A 22,038-nucleotide genomic window follows, 5' to 3' on the forward strand; every position below is an offset into this window, starting at 1 on the left:
CTGCTTCTGATCCTGCTTCTGATCCTGCTTCTGATCCTGCTTCTGATCCTGCTTCTGATCCTGCTTCTGATCCTGCTTCTGATCCTGCTTCTGATCCTGCTTCTGATCCTGTTGCTGCTTGAGTTCCTCCAGCTTCTTCTTCACCCAATCCCGATTGAATTGGGCGTCGGCATCCTGAGGCTGGAGTGCCAAGGCATCTTCATACGCCTTCAACGCTTTCTCCCAATGCTCCATCGTCTTCTTGGGATCGTCCGCGTGATGCGCCTCCCCCCAGCGATATTGGGCATTCCCTAAATTGTAATACGCCTTCTGCTGGAGTTCCAAATCCGACGTATTCAACGAATTCTCCAGCTTCCCGACGGCCGACTCGAACTCCCCATTACCATAGGCCTCCGTACCAGCATTGTAGTCGACCACCGCTTCGCTCCCCCGCACCACCGCCACCGAGATGCATGCCACCCATACCAGAGCCAACGGCCGGACTCGTCGCGCCACGGAAGGAACGGTCAACTTCCGCCGCTCACGCTTTCGCTCTCCTAAGATGGCCTGCACGATCCACAACACCAACGATACTCCCAAGGGCCACTGAAATCGCTCAAGTGGCACTTTTTCCATCTGCTGCGCCAACTCGCTCTTCGGCACCAACGCCAGACGTTGGTGGTAGATGGCATCCAATCCCTCTGCTCCCCGACCAAGCGGCACATACAGTCCGCCCGTTCGTGCCGCGATCTCTTCCAGAGTTTTTGCGTCCAAACTCGTCTTCACCAACTCACCCTTTTCATCGCGAACGTAATCTTTCCGGCCAAATCGGTCGGTCACGGGAATCAGTTGCCCATCTTCCGCACCCACGCCCACCGTGTAGATCGTCGTGCCCTTTTGGGCCGCCTCGTCCGCCGCCGCCAGAGCTTCTCCCTCCAGGTCCTCGCCATCCGTGATAAGAACCATCAACCGATGGTTGTTCCCCTCCGCCTCGAACAATCGCTCCGCCTCGTGAATCGCGCTCGCCAAGTCAGTCCCCTGCTGAGGGATCAAATCTGTGTTTAGCGTCTTCAATGACTCACGGAATGCATCGTAGTCCAGAGTCAAGGGGCACAACGCAAACGCCGTCCCAGCAAACGGAATCAGTCCGACCCGGTCCCCTTCCAACTGCCCGAGAAAATCGAGAATCCCCAATCGCGCCCGCTCCAACCGGTTCGGAGCCAAATCCTCCGCCAACATGCTTCGCGATGTATCCACTGCGAATAGAATATCGATCCCCCGTCGTTTCACCTCCCGCCATTCATAGCCCATTTGGGGCCGCGCCGCAGCCCCTGATAGGGCGAGCAAGGCAGCCAACCACAATCCCCGCCGAGTCCACCGCAGCGCCGGTGACCAACCCGCTACCAACCGCGCGTGGAATCGGGGATGAGCCAACTTCTTCAGATCCTCACGACGACGACGATCCGCCATCACAAATCCCCACGCCCCCAGCCCCGCCAGCAGAACACCGGCCGCCAGCCACCACGGTTGAGCAAAATGCCATGTCATATCGTCCATAGGTCCTCAGGGCAGATGCCGATAACGTGTTTCCGCCAGCCAACGCTCCGCCAGCAATAGGATCAGGCCCGGCACCAAGGCGAAGAGAAACAACTCCTCGTAGTCCTCGTACTTTTTCACCGTCCTCTTCGTGGTCTCGAGTTGATTGATCGCATCGTAAATCTCTTCCAACGAACCCGTGTCGGTTGCCCGAAAATATCGCCCTCCCGTCAGCCGTGCGATCTCCCGCAATGAGTCTTCATCGATTTCCACATCCATCATCGCCAGCCGCTTGCGCCCAAAGCCATCGCGCACCGGCATCGGCGCCTGCCCCTCAATTCCAGCTCCGATAGTGTAAATTTTGATCCCCAAGGTCTTCGCCGCCTCGGCAGCCGTGACCGGATTCGCAGCGCCCGCATTGTTCACCCCGTCCGTCAGCAAAATCACAATCCGCGATTTCGCATCGGAATCCCGGAGGTGATTGACCGAAGCGGCAATCGCGGAACCGATCGCCGTTCCATCCTCCACCCGACCGATCTGCACCTCATCGAGACGCTTCTTCAACCATTCGTGATCCAAAGTCAGGGGGCTCACCAAATACGGCCGTCCCGCAAAGGCCACCATCCCGATGCGATCTCCAGGTCGCTCACCCACGAATTGCTCCACCACCTTCTTCACCACCTCCAGTCGATTCACCTGGCGACCCTCCAGCTTGAAATCCATGGCCTCCATCGAACCTGAAACGTCGATCGCCAAGGCAATATCAATCCCGCTCGTTTCAATCTCCGTCCTTCCCCGCCCCAATTGAGGCCGCGCCAACGCGACCACCAAGAACGCCAAACCCAACAAAAGCAAAACTTGCAACCACCCTCCGATCCTTGAACGAGGACGTCCACCCACCTCCCGTGCATCGGAAATCGACGGCAGCCGCAACGCCACCGCGCGCCCGGACCGACCGCGCAACCACGCCACGACAGGCAATGCCAACAGTGCCCACAACCACCCTGGGTTTGCAAACTGGAACGCTGTTTCCATCATACCTGTGCCTTCCTTTCCTCCACCCGCTCCCTCACAAAACTCCGCGCCTGCATCAAAAGCGCCTCACGATCCTTCTCCGCGATCTCTTCGCCCGCAAACTTCGCCCGATCACATGCGCGAAGAAACCGACGCAACCCCTCCACTCGCTCACCTAAGCCATCGGAGTTGCCTGCCACTTCACGGAGAAACTCCTCCGTCGTCCGCTTCGGTGCGGCAATCCCGAACCGGCTTTCAATGAATCGGCGCAACACCCCACTTGCCGCTTCCGCGAAAACTCCGGCAGCCATCCTACCCCCTTCGCGGCCTAACCGATCCAGCTCCCCATTCGCCTGCTCTTCAGCGGACAAAACCACCCCCTTCTTCCGGCGCAGCCACCCGACGATCCCCGCCGTCAAGAGAAGCAGACCCAATGCGATCGCGATCACCCACCCGATCGACGTCGGTTCCTCGGGAACCGGAATCTCCACGATCGGCTTAGGCCCACGGATATCCCCCCCTTCCTGCGCCATGGACTGCCCGATCAGCGCCACAAGCCCGATCCCTCTCTTCACGATTGGTGCCTCCGTTTCCTGAAAAATCCCATCAACTGCGGCAACCATTCCTCACCGCTCGTGAACTCCAGATGGTCCACTCCACTTCCCGCGATGGCCGCCTTCATCTCCTGTCGCCGCCGCGCCGCCTGCTGCCGATACGCCTCCCTCACGGAGGCCTTCCCCGTATCCAACTCCACATCTTCACCCGTTTCCGCATCCTCGATTCGAAGCACTCCCACATTGGGGAGCTCGTCTTCTCGCGGATCATTCACCGACATCGCGATCACATCGTGGTGCCGACCCGTCACCGCCAATTTCCGCCGCAGATCCCCAGAAGACTGCGATCCTGTTAGCCGGAAATCCGAAACCAGAAAAACCACCGCCCTGCGCCGCAGCACTTGATTCACAAAGTCCAACGCTCCACACAGATTCGTCCCGCGACCCGTCGGCTGAAAGAACAACGCTTCACGGATCACCCGTAGAATATTCGTTCGGCCCTTCACCGGTGGGCTATAAAGTTCCACCTCGTCGGAAAACAGCACCAAGCCCACCTTATCGCGATTGCGGATCGCCGACGAAGCCAACACCCCGGCAATCTCCGTCTGCATCTCACGTTTGCTCGTCTCACTCGATCCGAAGTCCGACGATGCACTCACGTCCACCATCAGCAGGATCGTCAATTCCCGCTCTTCCGTGAACATCTTGATGAACGGTTCACCGGTCCGTGCCGTGACGTTCCAATCAATCACCCGTACATCATCCCCTGGAACATAATTGCGCACCCGGTCGAAATCCATTCCCCGCCCCTTGAAGACACTCGCGTAACTTCCCGACAAGTGATCGTCCACCAACCGACTGGTGCGGATATCGACCCGCCGCACGCGGGCCATGATTTCCGCTGCACGCGCCTCATTGTCCGCCTCTTCGCGCTGCTCTTTCTTCGACTTCGCCATCGCTGCTCAGGACTTCATCACGAAATTCTTGGTCACCTCTCCCCTGCTCTTTTTCTTGTCCCCATCCTCAAGGCACCGGCATTTCATCGAGAATCTGTTGGATGAAATGCTCTGCATCCAGACCTTCTGCCTCTGCCTCATACGAAACCACCACTCGGTGCCGCAAAACATCACGGGCCACGGATTTCACATCGTGCGGCGTTACAAAGTTCCGCCCATCGAGAAATGCCCGGGCCTTCCCGAGAAGAGTCAGTGCAATCGATGCTCGCGGTGACGCCCCCACTCGCAAATAGGGCCCGATTTTCAGCTGAAAATCGTCCGGCTTCCGGGTCGCGTGCACCAAGCTCACGATGTAGCGCTTCACCTTTTCATCGAGATAGACCCGATTGACCACCTGTTGCGCCTGGGCAATCACATCGAGCGTTACCACCGGCACCGGCTTGGCCATTTCCTGGGTACTCGCCGCGACATCAATCACCGCCATCTCTTCCTCCATCGTCGGGTAGTCGACGATCACCTTCATCATGAAACGGTCGAGTTGCGCCTCTGGCAAAGGATAGGTTCCCTCCTGTTCCAGAGGATTCTGCGTCGCCATCACGAAGAACGGCTCTGGCAAGCGGAAACTCTGTTCTCCAATCGTCACCTGCTTCTCCTGCATCGCCTCCAACAAGGCACTCTGCACCTTGGCAGGAGCCCGGTTGATCTCATCCGCCAAGATAAAATTCGCGAAAACCGGTCCGTGCTTCACCTCGAATTGGGCAGCGCGAGGATCAAAGATCTGGGTGCCCACAATATCCGCGGGCAGCATGTCAGGCGTAAACTGTATCCGCCGAAAATTCGCGCTGACCAACTGAGCTAGCGTCTTGAGAGCCAGAGTCTTCGCCAGCCCGGGAACCCCTTCCAAAAGCACATGCCCTCGAACCAACAGCACCGCGATCAATCGATCCACCAAGTCCTGTTGACCGATGAGATGGCGCCCGATCTCGGCCCGCAAGGGAATCACCCACTGGGATGCCTGCTGAATTTCTTCCTCCGTGACCCGCTCTGCCGCGGGCTTCATCTCCGTTGTCTCGAAAGTCATGAATCGTCGCGTTCGTTTTCCAACATCAGGAGCGTTAGCCTCCCGTCCCCCTTGCCTAAGAAACTTCCCCACTCTCTGGAAAGAACCAAGCATCACCTCCGATTCTTCGCTGCGGGAGTGAACGGATCGGACGCCGGTCTTAGCGGTCTTGCCAGGCAGGAAACTCAAGGATTGAGAATCCGCTCCTGCCTCGGACTCCTTCTGCCAAAAGAAAAAAGGGCGCGACCGAAATCGCGCCCTCTAAAATAGATTCGTCATGGGCCTCATGTGGACCCGAGCTGGTTCACTTACCCCACTTTTCGAGCAAGGTCGTCGCCATGTCGCTGGGAGTTTCAGCCACGGCGATCCCACACTCGGCGAGAATCCGCTTCTTTGCTTGGGCCGTGTCCTCCTCTCCACCGACGATCGCACCAGCGTGCCCCATGCGGCGGCCGGGAGGCGCTGTGGCTCCAGCAATGAATCCCGCGATCGGCTTCTTGCAATGTTCAGCCGCCCAACGCGCTGCTTCGACTTCCGCGGTACCACCAATCTCTCCAATCATGATGATGGCCTCGGTTTCCGGGTCGTCGTTGAACATCTGGAGCACGTCGAGGTGCGAGGTGCCATTGATCGGGTCTCCACCGATGCCCACGCAGGTGCTCTGACCATAACCCAACGAAGTGAGCTGGAACACCGCCTCATAGGTGAGAGTGCCTGAACGCGATACGACCCCGACATTGCCCCGCTTGTGGATGTAGCCCGGAGAGATCCCGATACGGCATCCCCCGTGAGACTTGTCTCCGTGTCCGGGAGTCACGATGCCCGGGCAGTTTGGACCCACCAGTCGAGCCTTGGAGCCTTGAAGGGCAGCTTTGACCCGCATCATGTCCATGACAGGGATGCCTTCCGTGATCGCCACCACCAGCTCGACACCGGCGTCGACCGCTTCAAGAATGGCATCGGCCGCAAATGGCGGCGGGACGAAGATCGCGGAAGCCGTAGCACCCGTGGCCGCAACCGCTTGTGAAACAGTGTCGAAAATCGGCACCTGCCCTTCGAAGGTCTGGCCGCCTTTGCTCGGGGTCACCCCGGCGACGAGCTTGGTGCCGTATTCGAGCGATAGCTTGGCGTGGCGGGCGCCAAAGCTGCCCGTGATGCCCTGGACGAGGAGCTTGGTGTTTTCGTCAACGAGGATGGCCATGATGTTATGATATCGTTAGAAAGGTTCGACGCTCAGTGAGCGCACTCAGGATGATTCGGCTTCTTTTGGTGGAGGGCGAGGGTGTTGCCATCCGGATCGGCAATCAGTGCCATACGGCAAATCGGAAACTCCTGGATCGGCATCACGATCGTGACGCCCTCGGCCTGAAGTTTCGTTACGGCAGCATCGAGGTCGGCAACTTCGAAACAAATGCCACCGCCATTCGCATCAGGTCGCCATTGGTCATTGGCGCGAGCAATGGCCAGAGTGTGACCGCCGGGGATGGTGAATTCCAGCCAATGCAGTTCCCCTTGATCTTCGAAGACATGGCCCTCGGGAAGTCCCAGAGTTTCCCCATAAAACCGGCGGGCCCGGGCCATGTCCGTGGCCGGGTAACCGGTAAAGGCAGCTTCTTGAATCCCAATGCCGATCATGCAAGGAAGGGGAGCAAACGCTTCAGCCGACTGCGGCAACGATCTTCTTGGCAGCGTCCGCCATGGTATCACCAGAGGTAATGTCCAGCCCGCTGGCGGCGAGCGTCGCCTTTCCGGCTTCGACGTTGTTTCCCTCCAAACGGACGACCAGAGGAATCGGCAAGCCGGTTTCCTTGGCGGCAGCGATCACCCCTTCGGCAATCACGTTGCAGTCCATGATGCCACCGAAAATGTTGATCAAGATGCCCTTCACGTTGGGATCCCCGAGAATGATTTTGAAGGCCGCAGTGACCTGCTCCTTGGTCGCACCACCTCCCACGTCGAGGAAGTTCGCCGGTTCCCCGCCGTAGTGCTTGATGATGTCCATGGTGGCCATGGCAAGACCGGCTCCATTGACGAGGCAGGCAATGTTTCCATCGAGCCCGATGTAGTTGAGGTTGAACTCCGAAGCCGCCACTTCCCGGGGATCCTCCTCCTCCGGATCACGCATCGCCACAATGTCGGGGTGACGATAAAGAGCGTTGTCGTCGAAACCAAACTTGGCATCGAGAGCCAGCACGCGGCCATCCGGAGTGGAGACCAGCGGATTGATTTCCACCATCGAACAATCGCAGGTCAGGAACAATTTATAGAGTTTGGCAACAAGACGGCAGAACTCCTTCGATTGCTCACCATGGAAGCCCAGCTCAGCCGAGAGCTTGCGCAGCTCGTAGGGCTGAAGTCCCAACAGCGGGTGCACATGGTGGCGGATGATTTTCTCCGGTGTGTCGTGGGCAACATCCTCAATGCTCATGCCCCCCTCGGTGGACGCAACGATCACGGGCCGCGAAGTGGCACGATCCATGAGGATAGAAAGGTAGTATTCGTGGGTGATGTCGACCGCCTCGGCAACCATCACCTTGCGCACCAAACGGCCTTCTTCACCCGTTTGCACGGTGACCAAGGTCTCATTGAGCATCTTGCTCGCAAATTCAGCCGCCTGGTCGGGAGATTCAATGAGATGCACCCCACCCTGAAAACCGTTTTTGAAATGGCCTTTGCCCCGGCCACCGGCGTGGACCTGCGCCTTGATCACCAGCTTTGCACCAGCGAACTCCTGGGCGGCCGCAGCGGCTTCCTCAGGCGTTGAGGCGACCTTCCCCTTCGGGCTAGGGACTCCAAATTGGTCGAAAAGCTCCTTGGCCTGATACTCGTGGATGTTCATGACGCGAAAAGTTGGGCGACGCTGAAAGGCCGCCATCGGCCGGTCAAGGCACAATCCCCTCCAGCCCCCTTCCTCGGTCAGAAAACCATTCTTAGCACCCGAGGCCGGGCTTCATTGCGGAAGCGAATCCAGCAAAGTCCGTCGTGAGATTCCCAAGAAACCTCCTCACCATCGACTTCCACCCGCAACGGGACATTCGAGCTGGCCACCAGCAGGACTCCGGGAGTGTCTCCGACCCCTTCGATGGTCCACGCTGCCTCCTGGCCTTCCCTTGGCAAAGCTTTGCATCCGGCAGCTAATACCCGCGGTCCGGGCGACTGGGGAATCGCCTGCAAGTCAAGCAACAGAGCCCGAGTGCCTGGCTGAACTTCAAAACGCGGCTGCACCTCCAAACGAGGATCGAACAGATTGATCCAGCGGCCTTCCAGAACGGTCGCGCGCTCAGTCGGCGACTCATCAAGACCCGCGACGACTCGATAGGGCCCCCGTTGAAGCATCAAATGCGAGGTCGTGCGCCATTCCAAACCGGCGTGTTCCGCCGCAGCCTGAACCTCGCCAACCCATTGGTCATCGCGGGCAGCATCATCCGAAAAGGTCGCGGGATTCTCCTTGAGCCAGACGACAGCACCCTCACCCACTTCCACTCGTCGGCCTTCTGCCTGCACAAATTCCTCGTCCGCGAGACCGAGGCGCTCAAAAAGATCGAGTCGAGGACTGCGTGGTCTTTTCCCTCCATCATTCCACCACTCGGGAACCGCCAAATACGGATCGGCATCATCGTCCACCACCACCAACTCTCCCCCTTGGCGAACCCATTGGGCGAGAGCTTGATGGGGCTCGGAAGACAGCGGCTTCTGACCCGAGTAGGTGAGTGTCAGCACCTTGAAGGGATCCAGAAAACCCTCGATCCCGACGTTTTCCAGCTGCACAGGTTCCACCGGCATCCCTCGCTTCACCAGCGGCAGAGCTTGGCCATAAATGTGTGCCATGTCCGGATCGCTCGGCGCCGGATCCTCGCGTTGGAACATCAGCGAATCGCTCACCAGCACCCCAATGCCTCGAGTTCCGCTGTCCCACTCCACCTGCTCCTGATTCATGTCGGCCAGAGCCGACATCACCACCTGCAGTTCTGTGGCATAGTCGGGTGGCATGCCCTGACGTTGGTCCTCTGGAGCGTTCCGCGGATAGCGCCCGCCAAAGGCTCTTTCGGGCCACGGTGCCACCTCAAATCGCCACACTTCCGGCTGCAACAACGAGGCCGTGAGAGTGGACTCCCAATGAGTTCGATAATCGGTCCAGTCATGGCGCGGATTGTCCTCCACCGGGTCGTTCAAATACCACACTCGCCGTCCAGTGGAACGCACCAGATTCTGCATGACCCCATACTCCAAAAACGCCGTCTCGAAGGTTCTCTCCCGCTTCACACCCCGATATCGATTGGGCGTCCGGGAGGTACCGGTCCAAACTTGGGCAATGTAGCCGTCACAACCGTCGATCCGTGCCAGGCTCGATTGCGGGCTGACAATATGCCAGTGAGCGTAGTTCAGGAGGCTATGCGTCGGCACGTAGCACTTCACATCGGTGCCGTGCTCCCGATTCCACGCATCCACCCGGGCAAAAACCTGAGCCAGCGCACGACGGTAAAGAAAGTACTTCAGCTTCGATGCCTTCCACTGGGCCTCGACCGATCCATGAGGAGCCTGCCATTCCTCGTCGTAGTAGTCTTTCCATTCCCTTTTGAATCCATCCGAGTAGCCCGCCCGTGCCCAAAATTCAGGCTCCTCCAAATGGATGCCCGTGGCTCCCGCCATCAGGGCTTCCTCCACCCCCTTGGCCAAAAACTCACCGAAGTTCGCCGCAGGGCACATGTAGTAGACGTCGCCGCCGTGGCTGATCTTGTTACCATGGCGATCGGTCTGGGCGTTATCGACGTGGTTCTCTCCATCAAAGCGCCCGTAGAGGTAATCCTGATAATTTCCCCACGCCACCCCGGTCATGACGTGAATGTCGTAGCCCCGCTTGCGCCAGGACTCGATCCGTTCGGTCAATCGTTCTCCGATACCATACACCAGGGCCACATCCGAACGAAGGTTCCCTTTCGGACTCCAAAATTCCGATGTCTGGAAACAGGTGCGCTCGTCGCTCTGCTTTGGATCCCGAGGAAAGGCAGGAGGCGACTCTGCCGCCAAAGTCGCCTGTGCACACGCCGATACCATGAGAATCCCACTCCATCGCATCCCCCCCTTACGCCTCCCTCCACCGAGTTTCTGTCCGACGATTCCGTCAGCTTTCGTTGCCCAACGCTTCCGCCAACATTCTCAGGTACTCATCCCGCGGCACCTCGTATCCTCCAAAAGTCCGCAAATGATCGGTCATCCACTGGGTGTCCAACAGAACGAAACCCGCCTCGCGCAAGCGCTCCACCAAATGCACCAGGGCGACCTTCGAAGCATCAGTTTTCCGCGAGAACATACTCTCGCCAAAAAAGACGCGCCCGATCGCCACGCCATACAACCCACCCTGCAAACCTTCGGCGTCCCAACATTCCACCGAATGAGCAAACCCAAGGTGAAAAAGCTGTTGATAACTTTCGACAATTTGATCGTCGATCCAGGTTTCCACACGTTCTCCACAGCTTTTCACAACCTCCCCAAAAGCCGTATCAAAACGGACTTCGAACAAACACTTCTTCAAAGTCCGCCTGAGACCTTTCGGCACATGGAAGCGTTCATCCAAGGGAATCAGGCCACGGCGATGCGGTGAAAACCAATGAATTTCACCGGCTTCCGCCATGGGAAAAATCCCTTGTGAATAAGCGTTCAGAAGTAGCTCAGGGGCAATCATACCCGACTCAGGAAGCTTGTACACAACTGTGAATATCGCCGTCGGAAACCTTTGTTTGAATCACCTCTCCGGGTTGTACCGAATGCACGCTGTGAACAACTTTCCCATCGGGTCCGAGGGTGATTGAAAAGCCGCGGTCGAATGCCGACTGAGGCCCCAGAGCCTTTAGCAGACCTCCGAGATGACTGACTTGCGCCGCGCGATCTTCCAGTTGAACACGGGCGGCACGATCGATGCGACGTCGCAATCCCTCGAGGAGTTCCCGTCGCTGAGTGACCTGGCGCTCCGGTTTCATTACCGCCAAACGCAAATCCAGAGCTTTCAGCTCCGCCCGTTGCTGGCGCCACCTCGCCACAACCTGACGGACCAATCGGTAGCGAAGTCCATCGAGGCGCATTTCCGGTTCACGCAACAGTCGATCACCCCCGCGGGAAAGCACGCCGCGACGGGCATTCTCCAGAACCAACTCCAGCCGCTCGATGCGTTCAGAGACGCGACGCTTCAGGCGCCTCTCCAATCCTTCGATCCGTTGTCGCAACGCCTCCCCATCAGGAACCGCCATTTCAGCCGCAGCACTGGGAGTGGGAGCCCGGCGATCCGCAACGAAGTCGGCAATCGTGAAATCGATTTCATGGCCCACCGCCGACAGCACCGGAATCGGGCAGGCAGCAATGGCCCGAGCCACGACTTCCTCGTTGAAATTCCACAAATCCTCCAAGGATCCCCCCCCACGGCCAACGATTAGCAGGTCGCACCGTGGCAGACCGAACCGTTCCGGTTCCCCCATCCTGCGAATGGCTTCGGCAATTTCTTTCTCGGCTCCTTTCCCCTGCACTCGCACCGGAAAAAGCACGGGTTTCACCCAAGGTGCCCGCCGGCCCATCACGTTCAATATATCTTCGATCGCGGCACCGGTCGCCGACGTCACCAACCCCACCACCCGTGGAAAAGCGGGCAACTCCTGCTTCCGCTCTGCGGCAAAAAGCCCCTCCGCCTCCAGCTTGCGCTTGAGCGCCTCAAATCGCGCCTGCAGATCCCCCAATCCGGCGCGCTCGACTTTCTGAACGATGATCTGCAGCTGGCCGCGGGCCTCATAGACACTCGGCTCTGCGAATACTCGCACCTTGGCTCCATCCTCCAACGCCTCGGATCCCGCTTTCCGGCGCGCCCCGAACATCACGCAGGAAATCTGGGCACCTTCATCCTTCAGGGAAAAATACCAATGTCCGCTGCCCTGTTTCCGGAGGTTCGAAACCTCGCCTTCCACCCACTGTTCCCCCAGTTGAATTTCCAGCAGGTTCTTCATCCGGCGGACGAGCTGGGTGACGCTCAACGCCTGCGGTTCGCGAGATGATTTCGATGAAAAAAGATCCACAACGGGGATCATGCCCCGTCACGCCTCGCCATCAACCTTTCATGACCGGACGGACCCGCCCGCGGATCGACGGGAGCGTCGGGCACCCCGCAAGCAGCATCGCCACCTCCAGTTCGTGGCAGAGAATGCGCAGCGCATGCGCCACCCCCACAGCCCCCGCAACCGCCAAAGCGTAGAGCATCGGTCGCCCCACCATCACCGCATCCGCACCCAGAGCGAGCGCGATGAAAGCATCCGTGCCACGCCGGATTCCACCATCGACCAACACGGGAATCCGCCCGGCAACCTCTCGGGAAATCTCTGGCAAAACCTTCAAGGGCGCAGGCAGCACATCCAGTGTGCGACCGCCATGATTCGAGACCACCAACCCATCGAAACTCGCTTCGACCGCGCGCTGGGCATCGGCAACACTCAACACCCCTTTCAACCAGACGGGCAAACGCGTTTGATTCTTCAACCAGATCAGGTCCTCCCAAGTCGGCAGCTCCGCGAGATAGCGGGGATCCAAAACCGATTCCACGACCGGCCATGCCGGCTCTCCCACCAAATGGGGAGCTTCGATTTCCTCAGGAAATCGGAACCCAGCCCTCTGTTCTCGATTTCGAATGCCACTGACAGGCGCATCCACCGTCACCACCAAACCATCGCAACCCGCATCCTCCAAACGCCTAACAAGCCCCAACATGAACTCACGATCCTTGCGGACATACAGCTGGAACCACAAAGGCACTCCCAAATGACGGGGCATGGCCTCAATCGGCGTACTGGCCCGACAACTCATCACCAGCGGAGCTCCCATCGCCGCGGCGCCGAGGGCCGTGGCAAGCTCACCCTCCGCATGAAACAGTCGATGCGCTGCCATCGGAGCGATGAAAAACGGATGGGGGAGTTGGCCTCCTCGCAACTGGAGAGTCGAACTCGCCCCATGCATCTCAACGAGCACTTGAGGCTGGATCGACCACTGCCGATACGCCTCCTGATTTACCTTCAATCCCCTCTCATCCGCAGCTCCTCCGGCAAGGTAGGCCCAGATATCCGGGGGAAGGAATTCCGGCGCCAAACGCTCATAGTCGCAGAGAGCCACCACGTCTTGGGGAATGCGTTCGAGACAAGTCTTCATCACTTCAGGATTCCCGACAATGCTCTTCCAGATTGCTCAACAGAATGCGTAGCGCCCCCCCTGAGATCCAAACCTCCAGCAGCAGACACACCAGCGATCCCCCCATCAGAACCAGCGCAGCCGCGAAACAAAACACCGAAATCACCTGCAAGCCACCGACCACCGACACCATCGACACCACGCACAGGAACAAGCTGATCGCCCCCAGCACCTGCATCCATCGAATCAATGTCAGCCGTTTCCGCAAATTCGAAATCTGCGCCATCAGCGTCTCGTCTCTCCTTTCCAACCAGCTGGCATGCAGCTGCCGAATCAACGCCGCAAGGTGAAGAAAGCGATTGGTGAAGGAGAGAAAAAGCAGGCTGATGGCCGGAAAAAGCAGGGCCGGTGTGGAGACTTCAAGCGTCACGCCCCCCTTTACCCCGAAGACTCGTGATTGGCAAAAGGGGACGTCGCTTTCTTCACCACTCCCGCATCTCCTGGTTCATCTGCCGGCGTTCCTTCCGGTGTTGGATCTGACGCTTTTGCTTGGGAGTGAGAACCTCTTCCCGATCGCGCCAGGAACGGCCGGAATCTCCCGCCATAAGACAACCTCGAGGATGGATCTCGGCGATCACTTCAGCGAGCTGATAGGCCTCAATCTGCTCCCTCACGGTCCGCGCGTCCTTGTAGGCGAAAGGTAGCTCACTGAGGTCCGGCTTTCCGCAATACCAGCGGACATCCAGGCCCGCCGTGCTCTCAGCCAAGATCTTGCTGCGGCTCTCCTCCTCCCGATAGCGACGCCGCAGGGCCGTTCGCGAAAGGTTGCGGCCCGCCCCGTGAGGGGCAAAGGCATGATACGCCTCATGGTCCGCTCCTAACACCCACAAGATCGGCTCTGCCATGTTAAGGGGAATCAGGCCAAGTTGCGGTCGGCCCTGATCATCCCGCCACGCCGGAGTGGCACCCTTTCCGTGATAGAAAAGATCCCCCCTCCGCCACACGAAATTGTGGGCGTTCCCCACCTCCGCCTTGGCGATCCCACCAATGGCTTCAAGGAATCGACGATGAATCGCCCGGTGGTTCGCTCGCGTCCAACGGGAGACATATTGAAGGGCCTCCCAATATTCGCGTCCGTCCTCCGAATCCGCATCCAGCCAAGCAGCCGCATCGGGGATGCCCGCCGCCTGCCGCGCGACATGTTTCACCGCAGCTGCAAGTCCCCGTTTGTAGACATGGGCGCCCAGACTGCGGGATCCATGGTGCGTGACCAGAACCCGATAGTGCCCGATCGGCAGAGCAGATGCCAGGTCTCCATGCCCGGTAAGCTGCAACAGCGCCCGCATCTCAGGACGAACTTCGACCTCGCCAAGAAAAGCAAAATGGTTGCCATCCCCCTGATCGGCGATCTGGGCCCGGGCTCTCTCTCGCAAACCGTAAAGAAAGCGGTTCTCCCACACAGGCTCGTCAAGCACCGGATCGTCGACCCAATCCTCGGGAGCACGCTGGCCCTGACCCATTCGCGTGGCATGGGTCAGAGCATCCATTTCTACAGCCAGATCACCCTCTGCCCGATAAAACGTCGCAAACATCGAACACCCGATGTCCGAGGAATGCGCCGCGGGAAGAATCGCGTTCTGCGCCACCACCACCCCACCCACCGGGAGGGTGGCCTCGGCAGTCCCAGCAGGACAGGCGTCCGGCATGATCGCTCCTCCGATGAGAACCGGAGTTCTCAGGAGCTGGTCCATCTGCCGACGAACGCGAGTGAGATTCTCCCTCTCTTCCCGGGTTTCAGCACGAATCGCCTCCGCCCAAGGTAAGGGAGAATCCCGAAGTGTGGGCTTGGGAACTGGATCGCCAAATTCCCGCTTCAGCAACTTGATGAGATATTTCGGACTCGTGATCCCACGGGTCCGGTATTCGGCGAGCTTCTCAAGCATCGCCTCCAATCGCGGACCCGGCAAATAGCCGGCCGCGATCAGGTCATTCTTCGTGATTACTTTCATGGGGCGTCTGCGAACTCTTTCGGGCGGCCCGCCAATCCTCATCAATCATTCCATAATTCACGCGGTCACACAGTTCTCCCAGTCTCTGGGAGCGTAGCCGCTGGACACCTTCGAAGCCCATTCCCGCCTTGGCCATGACCCGTCCCGAGGCAGGGTTCCCGCTGAAGTGATAGGCTTCGATGCGCCGCAACCCGAGATCCTCAAACCCGTAGCGAAGCATCTCGGTCAGGGCTTCGGTCATATATCCCTGTCCCCAATGGTCGATGCCGAGCCAATAGCCCGCCATTCCCCACGGCTTCCCAGGTTCGGGGTGAAGTCCAATTGCCCCGATGAGGGCATCGGTTTCCCGGAGGACGATGACGAAAGTTTCCCAACAGCCTTCCTCCTCTTTCTTGCGAATGGCCGTCAGCCATTCCTCCGCATGGCGTCGCTCATAGGGCCATGGAACCACACTGAGCATTTCCACCACTCTGCGTTCTTGGAGCAGATGGGTGATGACGTCGATGTCCTCCTCGTACGGAGGACGCAGTTTCAATCGAGATGTCAAAAAAGTCTTCATGATGGATTCAAATTAAGGTCAGGGAGCGAACACGGCTCTCCCTGACCATAGGGGGACGAAAAGCAGCCCGCCGTGACGGGCCGCGGGGTCACCTCCCTCCGGAAGCCGGGGGGGCGATGCTTGGGTGGGTGCCGATGCTCCGGGAACCGCTTAGACCGAGAACTTGAGGAAGTAATTCCAGTCCTCGATCTTCCACGAATTCCGGATCCGCAGCGAGGCAGGCACGGCCTTTGGCGTTTTCGGTACCGAGAGCAGCCGAAGTCCCGCTTCTTCCGGAGTTCGGGCTCCCTTGCGGGTATTGATTCGGCGATCGGAAAGCACACAGTTTTCCCAATCGTCCACCCCGCCTCGTGACCTCGGAATGACGTGGTCGATGTTCGCCTCGTCCGGCCGGAGAGTCCGACCGGTATATTGGCAACGTCCTCCGTCACGCTCCCAGATCCCCCTGAATCCAAAGACCGGACGCACCATCGGCACCCGATCAAACTGATGAAGGAGAATCACCGTAGGAACCCGAATGCGCCCACGCGGAGTCCCCACTGATGGCAGATCCTCCGGCACGTCGAGCACCGACCATTGCTCCCATTCCATCGGCTGAAAGGCACCCTCTTCAATCCAGATCGCTCGGGCAGTGCCCGAAACGAGGTGGCTGAAAGCTTCCGCGGGTGAAATGGCATCGATGGCCATCCAGTGGCGGTTCAGCACCAAAACGCTGGTTCGATGAAGGATGCTGTCAGTCATGGCAGTGGGAGGTCGTGGGGATGAATCCGGATTTCGAGGGAGGTTCCGGCCCGAAGATGCCCAGTCAAAGCCAGGCAAGAATCAGGACCGATTGCTTATCTTTTCATGTAACAACAAAGACACAGAGATGGAGGCACTTCGAATATCTTCATGAAGACACCGGAAGTCTTTCAAATGGCCCCAGAGCGCGGGTGGCGCGCCGGATGTCAGGAAGCCCCAAACGGTCGTTGAGGCGATGTTGGATCGGTGGCGGAGCCGTACGGATGAGGAGGCTTGGAGCTTCCGAAGTTCGGGTAAAATGGCTGCGCAGGGTCGGGTGTCTTTCCGGAAGGTCGCTGGGGATAAAGAAAAAGCCCCGTTTCCTTGCGGAAAGCGGGGCGTCACAGCTCGGGTCTTCTGACTCGTGTGGGTCGTCATATCAACCCATCCCTACTTTCCGGATTTCTTCGATGCATCGGATTCGACACCTCCTTACCATTCTGGATGGGGGCCTCGATCCGCGTGATGGCATGCCCTGCATACCCGCCATCGACGAACCACTCCCCGCGCATGCGGCAAGGTTTGGTTGGACTGGATGAACGATGCAGGAACATGGTGCTAGGAGCAGATTGATTTTGCTGGCGGAGCACTATCTATCGATCCCGCCCATGTCAACACCCCAGTTGCTTTTTCAATATCATTTTCTCGAATCTTTCGCGGACCTTCGCCCCCTATGCACGGATTCCTTCCCTGCGATATTGCCGAATCTCTGCCTCGACCGGTAAACTCGGCGCGTGGAACACCCTGAATGGATCGCCCCTCTGCTCGCCGTGGGCATCGCCTGCCTTCACGGGGTCGGCCTCTTGCATGTGCTACACGTCCTGATGCGCGGCCGCACCTCCCAAGGGACCATTGCCTGGATTGTCTGCATGATCGTCGCCCCATGGGTGGCCATTCCATTCTACTGGATTGCCGGGCGTCAAAAATTTGCCGGGTACATCCGCGCCCGACGAGCCGAGGACGCAGGACTCCGGCGACTTTCCGACGACATGCATCGCCGGCTCCGCCAATTCGAGATTCAACCCGACGATCCATTTGGTCGCGCCGCCGCTCAATTGGGAGGACTTCCTTTCACCCGCGGCAATCACCTCGAACTCCTGATCGATGGAGACCGGACCTTCGAAGCCATCTTTGAATCCATCCGGACGGCCCGCCACTACCTGCTGGTCGAATTCTTCATCGTCAAAAACGACCGCGTGGGACAGCGCTTCAAGGAGGCCCTATGCGAAAGGGCCCGGGCGGGTGTCGCCGTCTATTTCCTTTTTGATGAGGTGGGCTCCCACAAGCTCTCGCGAACGTTCCTCGACGAACTCAGCGAAGCCGGCGTGGAATGCCATTCCTTCGGCACCAACCGCCATTGGTGGTCGAGACTGCAGATCAACTTCCGCAACCACCGAAAAATCGTCGTGGCCGACGGTCGCGAAGCCTTCGTCGGTGGACTCAATGTCGGCGATGAATATCTGGGCCGCGATCAACGGTTTGGACATTGGCGCGATACCCATCTTCGCCTGCGTGGGCCGTGTGTGCAGGCCGTGCAAATTGTGTTTCTCGAAGATTGGAATTGGGCGGCTCCTCGTCGCCCAGATCTCCACTGGGATTCCCACGAAGAACCGTCCGACCAAGCGGCAGCTATTTTACCGACCGGCCCGGCCGACCCCGCCGATTCCTGGCAACTCGTGGTGGCCGAGTCGGCAAACACCGCGCGCCAGCGCCTTTGGATCGCCTCACCCTACTTCGTCCCGGATCAAGGCGTCCTCACCGCACTTCAGGCAGCTGCCATTCGAGGCGTGGATGTGCGGATTCTCATTCCCGAAAAAGCCGACCACCTCATGGTTTGGTTGGCAGCACCCACATTTTACGAGGAGACCCTCCCGTTTGGGATCCGTATCCTCCGCTACCAGGCAGGCTTCCTTCACCAGAAAGCCATGCTGGTGGACCACCGCTACGCTTTTGTCGGCACCGCGAATCTCGACAACCGTTCCTTCCGCCTGAATTTCGAAATCACCGCCGTCAGCACCGACCTCGCATTCATTGATGAAGTCGGCCACATGCTGGAGCAGGATTTCGAACAAGCCGTGGAAGCCCAAGTCGAAGATTTTACCGGACGATCTCTTGGCTTCCGCATCGCCGCCCGCGCCGCACGCTTGGCAGCCCCCGTCCTATGACCCCGGGCGCAAGCCGCGATCTCCCAAGAAAACAAGTTTTTCAAAATCCCCTGTCACAATCTTCCTTCCCCGCTTCAATGGAGGGTAGCATGAGAGCATCACTCCTTTTCACTGCCCTGATCACCGCCGCTTCTGCGGAAACGGCCCTTACGATCTACAATCGCAACCTCGCTGTGGTGAGAGAGACCCTTCCCCTTCATCTCGAAGCAGGCGAAAATGCCATCACCTTTGATCGCGCCACAGCTCAGGTCCAAGCCGACTCCGTCGTCCTCCGCGATCCCGCCGGCTCCCATCCCTTCTCCCTCCTCGAACAATCATACCGCAACGACCCAGTGAGCCGCTGGCTACTGCTTCAACAGTTCGAGGGACAGAGCATCGAGTTCAGCCACACCTATCCCGATGGCCGGGTCGATCTGATCCCAGGGAAAATTGTCCGCTCTGGATACGTCCCCGGCGGATCTCCAACCGAACCCATCATCGAAGTCGAAGGCAAGTTGCTCTTCTCCCTCCCCGGAGAACCGCTATTCCCCAACCTCGGCGACGGCTCCATCCTTCGTCCGACACTCAGTTGGCAGATCTCCGCTCCGGAGGCTGCGAACTTCGATGCTCAACTGTCCTACCTCACAGGTGGCTTCACCTGGGAGGCCGACTACAATCTGGTTGCCCCCGAGAAAGGAGAATCCGTCACCCTGGCCGGCTGGATCACTCTCAGCAACCACTCAGGAACCGGTTTCGATCAGGCAAAGGTCAAGCTGGTCGCTGGCGATGTGAATGTGATGGAGAGCGACGTTCGCACCCTGATGAGAAAGAATGCCATCCACCCCGAATCGGCCGCTGCCGCGCAAGTTCAGGAGAAAGCTTTCGACGATTTCCACCTCTACACCCTACCGCGGGCTCTCACCATCCGGGATAAAGAAACCAAACAGGTCGAGTTCCTGCGATCCCCCCAAGTTCACGCGACCAAGAAATACATCTACGATGGTGCCTCAGGATTCCGCTACTACGGCGGCATCCAAACCCAGCCCAGCCAAGGTCAGACCTTTCCCAAGGACGTCGCCATCTACTGGGAGTTTCGGAATGATGAAGACAACGGCTTAGGAGTTCCACTGCCTGCAGGACGCGTTCGCTTTTATCGCGAAGACTCGTCCGACGGGAATCTGGAATTCGTCGGCGAAAACCAGATCGACCATACCGCCCGGCATGAACAACTAAGCATCTACACAGGCAACGCCTTCGATCTCGTCGGCGAGCGGAAAATTGCCAATTTTGAAAGCAACGAGCGTCAAAAATGGATGCGTGAGACCGTGGAAGTTCAGCTCCGCAATCGCTCCAAAGAAGCCAAGACCATCATCGTCCGAGAGCACCTATGGAGAGGTGCCAATTGGACCATTGAAAACCCCTCCCTCCCTTTCGAAAAGCAGGATGCGCAGACCATCGAATTCACGGTGAATCTCCAACCTGACGAGGAAAAGACCCTCAACTACGCCGCTCACTATACTTGGTGATTCGGCCCCTCTCCGGTCATTGAAACCCTCGGCACCCCATCCCAAAAGGGGCGCCAAATGCATTCAAAAATCACCGGCTCCTGAAGCAATCGACTGAGTGCTCATCGACCATTCCCACGGCCTGCATGAAGGCATAGAGAGTGGTCGATCCCACAAAGTTGAAGCCGGCCTTTCTCATCGCCTTGCTCATCGCATCAGACTCTGCGGAGGTGGCAACCACCTCGGCCATCGTGCGCGGCCGCTTCACCACGGTCTCCCCTCCGACAAAACTCCAAATCCATTCCACCGGGTCGTCGAGCTCCAGCCAGGCCCTGGCGTTCTGCCGGAAGGCCATCACCTTCCCTCGGTGACGGATGATCCCAGGGTCCTCAAGGAGCCCCTCCAACTCGGAATCGCTCATTTCTGCCACCTTGCTCACCTCAAAATGGTGGAAGACCTCACGGTAACGCGCACGCTTCTGGAGCACGGTCCACCACGAGAGCCCCGCCTGTGCGCCCTCGAGGCAGATCATCTCGAAGAGATGCCGAGGATCGCGAGACGCCACTCCCCACTCCATGTCGTGATAGTCCACATACAAGGGCTTGTCTTCCGGCACCCATAGGCAACGCGTCATGCCGCCCAGGCTGCCAGCCTTGGCCGCGACCGTCCATCTTTCCGCGCAGATTTCCCCCTCGACCCGCCACCACGCTCGGCTATGCCTTCGGGACCCATCGCCATGCCTTCATCCCGTCGTCCCCTCCTCCCCTGGTTTCTCTGGCTCGGTGTCTTCTACGCCGTCTGGCTAGGAATCGTGCTGGTCGGCAACCACGGACATACGGTGCGCGAGCATCTTGGAATCGCCATCGCGATGATCTTCGGCTCCTACTGCGCCGGAGCGACTCCAATGGGCGGGGGCACCGTGGGATTTCCCATCCTCGTGCTCCTTTTCGGTGAACCTGCCACCCTCGGAAGAGATTTCAGTTTCGCGATCCAGAGCATCGGCATGACCAGCGCCTCGATCCTGATCGCATGCCGTCGGCAACCGGTCGAATGGCCCATGCTCCGCTGGGCGGTGCTCGGCTCACTCATCGGCACCCCCTTCGGCATCCTTTTCATTGCCCCGCATGTGCCGTCGCTTTTCATCAAACTCCTATTTGCCGTCGTGTGGTGCTCCTTCGGCGTCCTGCACCTCTATCGGCTCCGAGAAATCACCCGCCATGAGGGACTTGCGCCAGGAGCGCATCGCTTCGACCGCACCGCAGGTCTGATGATCGGCCTGTTTGCGGGCTCCGGAGTGGCGGCCCTCACCGGTGTCGGCATCGACATGGTCATCTACGCCGTGCTCGTTCTGCTCTGCCAAGCCGACCTGAAAATCGCCATCCCCACCTCGGTCATCCTAATGGCCGCCAACTCGGTCATTGGAGTCGCCACCAAGAGCCTGACGAGTGGCTTTCAACCCGGAGTTTTCGAAAACTGGCTCGCAGCAGCTCCAATCGTCGCCCTCGGAGCTCCACTGGGCGCCTTTGTTGTCGATAAAATCGGCCGAACGCCCACCCTTTATGGCGTCTCCGTGCTCTGCATCGTCCAGTTTCTTTGGACCCTGCGCGACGAATGGTCGCAGCTCGGTGGCCTGGGACTTCTGGGGGGCATTGCGGGCGTGCTGACCTTCAATGCCGGTTTCGAGATTCTCCATCGTGTGGGGGCTCGCTTCGACCGCCGCGGCTTACGCGGTGATTCTGATCCAGACGAATCGCGCCTTGCCCCCGCCGATCCGGACTGATTTTC

Annotated in this window: 20 protein-coding genes; 3 read left to right on the forward strand and 17 right to left on the reverse strand. The window is 58.8% G+C overall.

Translation table 11 applies throughout. From position 1 onward, the window contains the following. From HNR46_RS07305 to HNR46_RS07380, 16 genes are all read right to left on the reverse strand, one after another. Positions 1-1,536: vWA domain-containing protein (locus tag HNR46_RS07305; protein WP_184017304.1), on the reverse strand; the 1,536-nt coding region annotated here is incomplete at its 3' end. 6 nt (positions 1,537-1,542) lie between these two features. Further along, positions 1,543-2,553 carry a vWA domain-containing protein gene (locus tag HNR46_RS07310; protein ID WP_343076021.1) on the reverse strand — a complete coding sequence of 337 codons (1,011 nt, stop codon included), beginning with the start codon at positions 2,551-2,553 and terminating at the stop codon, positions 1,543-1,545. After that, a complete protein-coding gene (locus HNR46_RS07315; protein ID WP_184017309.1) occupies positions 2,550-3,104 on the reverse strand; it encodes a DUF4381 family protein in 555 nt (184 codons plus the stop codon). Before HNR46_RS07315 ends, HNR46_RS07310 begins: the two co-directional genes overlap by 4 nt. After that, positions 3,101-4,039, reverse strand: coding sequence for a DUF58 domain-containing protein (locus HNR46_RS07320; protein ID WP_184017311.1), 939 nt, complete (start codon positions 4,037-4,039; stop codon positions 3,101-3,103). Before HNR46_RS07320 ends, HNR46_RS07315 begins: the two co-directional genes overlap by 4 nt. A 67-nt stretch (positions 4,040-4,106) precedes the next feature. After that, positions 4,107-5,120: an AAA family ATPase gene (locus HNR46_RS07325; protein WP_246417982.1), complete on the reverse strand. Its 1,014-nt coding sequence runs from the start codon at positions 5,118-5,120 to the stop codon at positions 4,107-4,109. A 283-nt stretch (positions 5,121-5,403) separates the two neighbouring features. Then, positions 5,404-6,300, reverse strand: coding sequence for a succinate--CoA ligase subunit alpha (gene sucD, locus HNR46_RS07330; protein ID WP_184017314.1), 897 nt, complete (start codon positions 6,298-6,300; stop codon positions 5,404-5,406). Between the two features lie 32 nt (positions 6,301-6,332). Next, complete coding sequence (locus HNR46_RS07335) at positions 6,333-6,734, reverse strand: VOC family protein (RefSeq protein WP_184017316.1); 402 nt, start codon at positions 6,732-6,734, stop codon at positions 6,333-6,335. A 22-nt stretch (positions 6,735-6,756) separates the two neighbouring features. Further along, entirely contained in the window at positions 6,757-7,938 is a 1,182-nt protein-coding gene (sucC, locus tag HNR46_RS07340; protein ID WP_184017318.1) for an ADP-forming succinate--CoA ligase subunit beta, read from the reverse strand. A gap of 77 nt (positions 7,939-8,015) precedes the next feature. After that, entirely contained in the window at positions 8,016-10,154 is a 2,139-nt protein-coding gene (locus HNR46_RS07345) for a hypothetical protein (protein ID WP_184017320.1), read from the reverse strand. A 67-nt stretch (positions 10,155-10,221) separates the two neighbouring features. Beyond that, on the reverse strand, positions 10,222-10,782 hold the full coding sequence (gene aat, locus HNR46_RS07350) for a leucyl/phenylalanyl-tRNA--protein transferase (RefSeq protein ID WP_184017322.1): 561 nt from the start codon (positions 10,780-10,782) through the stop codon (positions 10,222-10,224). Between the two features lie 7 nt (positions 10,783-10,789). After that, positions 10,790-12,169 carry an exodeoxyribonuclease VII large subunit gene (xseA, locus tag HNR46_RS07355; RefSeq protein WP_184017324.1) on the reverse strand — a complete coding sequence of 460 codons (1,380 nt, stop codon included), beginning with the start codon at positions 12,167-12,169 and terminating at the stop codon, positions 10,790-10,792. Between the two features lie 19 nt (positions 12,170-12,188). Further along, complete coding sequence (locus HNR46_RS07360) at positions 12,189-13,277, reverse strand: alpha-hydroxy acid oxidase (RefSeq protein WP_184017327.1); 1,089 nt, start codon at positions 13,275-13,277, stop codon at positions 12,189-12,191. A 4-nt stretch (positions 13,278-13,281) separates the two neighbouring features. Then, positions 13,282-13,686, reverse strand: coding sequence for a DUF2721 domain-containing protein (locus tag HNR46_RS07365; RefSeq protein WP_184017329.1), 405 nt, complete (start codon positions 13,684-13,686; stop codon positions 13,282-13,284). 52 nt (positions 13,687-13,738) lie between these two features. Beyond that, complete coding sequence (locus tag HNR46_RS07370; RefSeq protein WP_184017331.1) at positions 13,739-15,265, reverse strand: RtcB family protein; 1,527 nt, start codon at positions 15,263-15,265, stop codon at positions 13,739-13,741. Further along, entirely contained in the window at positions 15,243-15,824 is a 582-nt protein-coding gene (locus tag HNR46_RS07375) for a GNAT family N-acetyltransferase (protein WP_184017333.1), read from the reverse strand. The genes HNR46_RS07370 and HNR46_RS07375 overlap by 23 nt, the downstream gene beginning before the upstream one ends. A 150-nt stretch (positions 15,825-15,974) precedes the next feature. Beyond that, positions 15,975-16,565 (reverse strand): HNH endonuclease, encoded by a 591-nt coding sequence (locus HNR46_RS07380; RefSeq protein ID WP_184017335.1) that lies wholly within the window; start codon positions 16,563-16,565, stop codon positions 15,975-15,977. 773 nt (positions 16,566-17,338) lie between these two features. On the opposite strand from HNR46_RS07380, the gene cls reads away from it, so the two are divergent. Then, positions 17,339-18,769, forward strand: a complete 1,431-nt coding sequence (gene cls / locus HNR46_RS07385) for a cardiolipin synthase (protein WP_221285065.1) — start codon at positions 17,339-17,341, stop codon at positions 18,767-18,769. A gap of 89 nt (positions 18,770-18,858) precedes the next feature. Next, entirely contained in the window at positions 18,859-20,274 is a 1,416-nt protein-coding gene (locus tag HNR46_RS07390) for a DUF4139 domain-containing protein (RefSeq protein WP_184017337.1), read from the forward strand. Between the two features lie 70 nt (positions 20,275-20,344). Here HNR46_RS07390 and HNR46_RS07395 read toward each other — a convergent pair whose 3' ends face one another. Beyond that, positions 20,345-20,887: a DNA-3-methyladenine glycosylase I gene (locus HNR46_RS07395; RefSeq protein WP_184017339.1), complete on the reverse strand. Its 543-nt coding sequence runs from the start codon at positions 20,885-20,887 to the stop codon at positions 20,345-20,347. Between the two features lie 102 nt (positions 20,888-20,989). Between HNR46_RS07395 and HNR46_RS07400 the strand changes: the two genes are divergently transcribed. Further along, complete coding sequence (locus tag HNR46_RS07400; RefSeq protein ID WP_184017341.1) at positions 20,990-22,033, forward strand: sulfite exporter TauE/SafE family protein; 1,044 nt, start codon at positions 20,990-20,992, stop codon at positions 22,031-22,033. The last annotated feature ends 5 nt before the right edge of the window (positions 22,034-22,038 follow it).

This window comes from Haloferula luteola (genome assembly GCF_014201715.1).
Lineage (GTDB): Bacteria > Verrucomicrobiota > Verrucomicrobiia > Verrucomicrobiales > Akkermansiaceae > Haloferula > Haloferula luteola.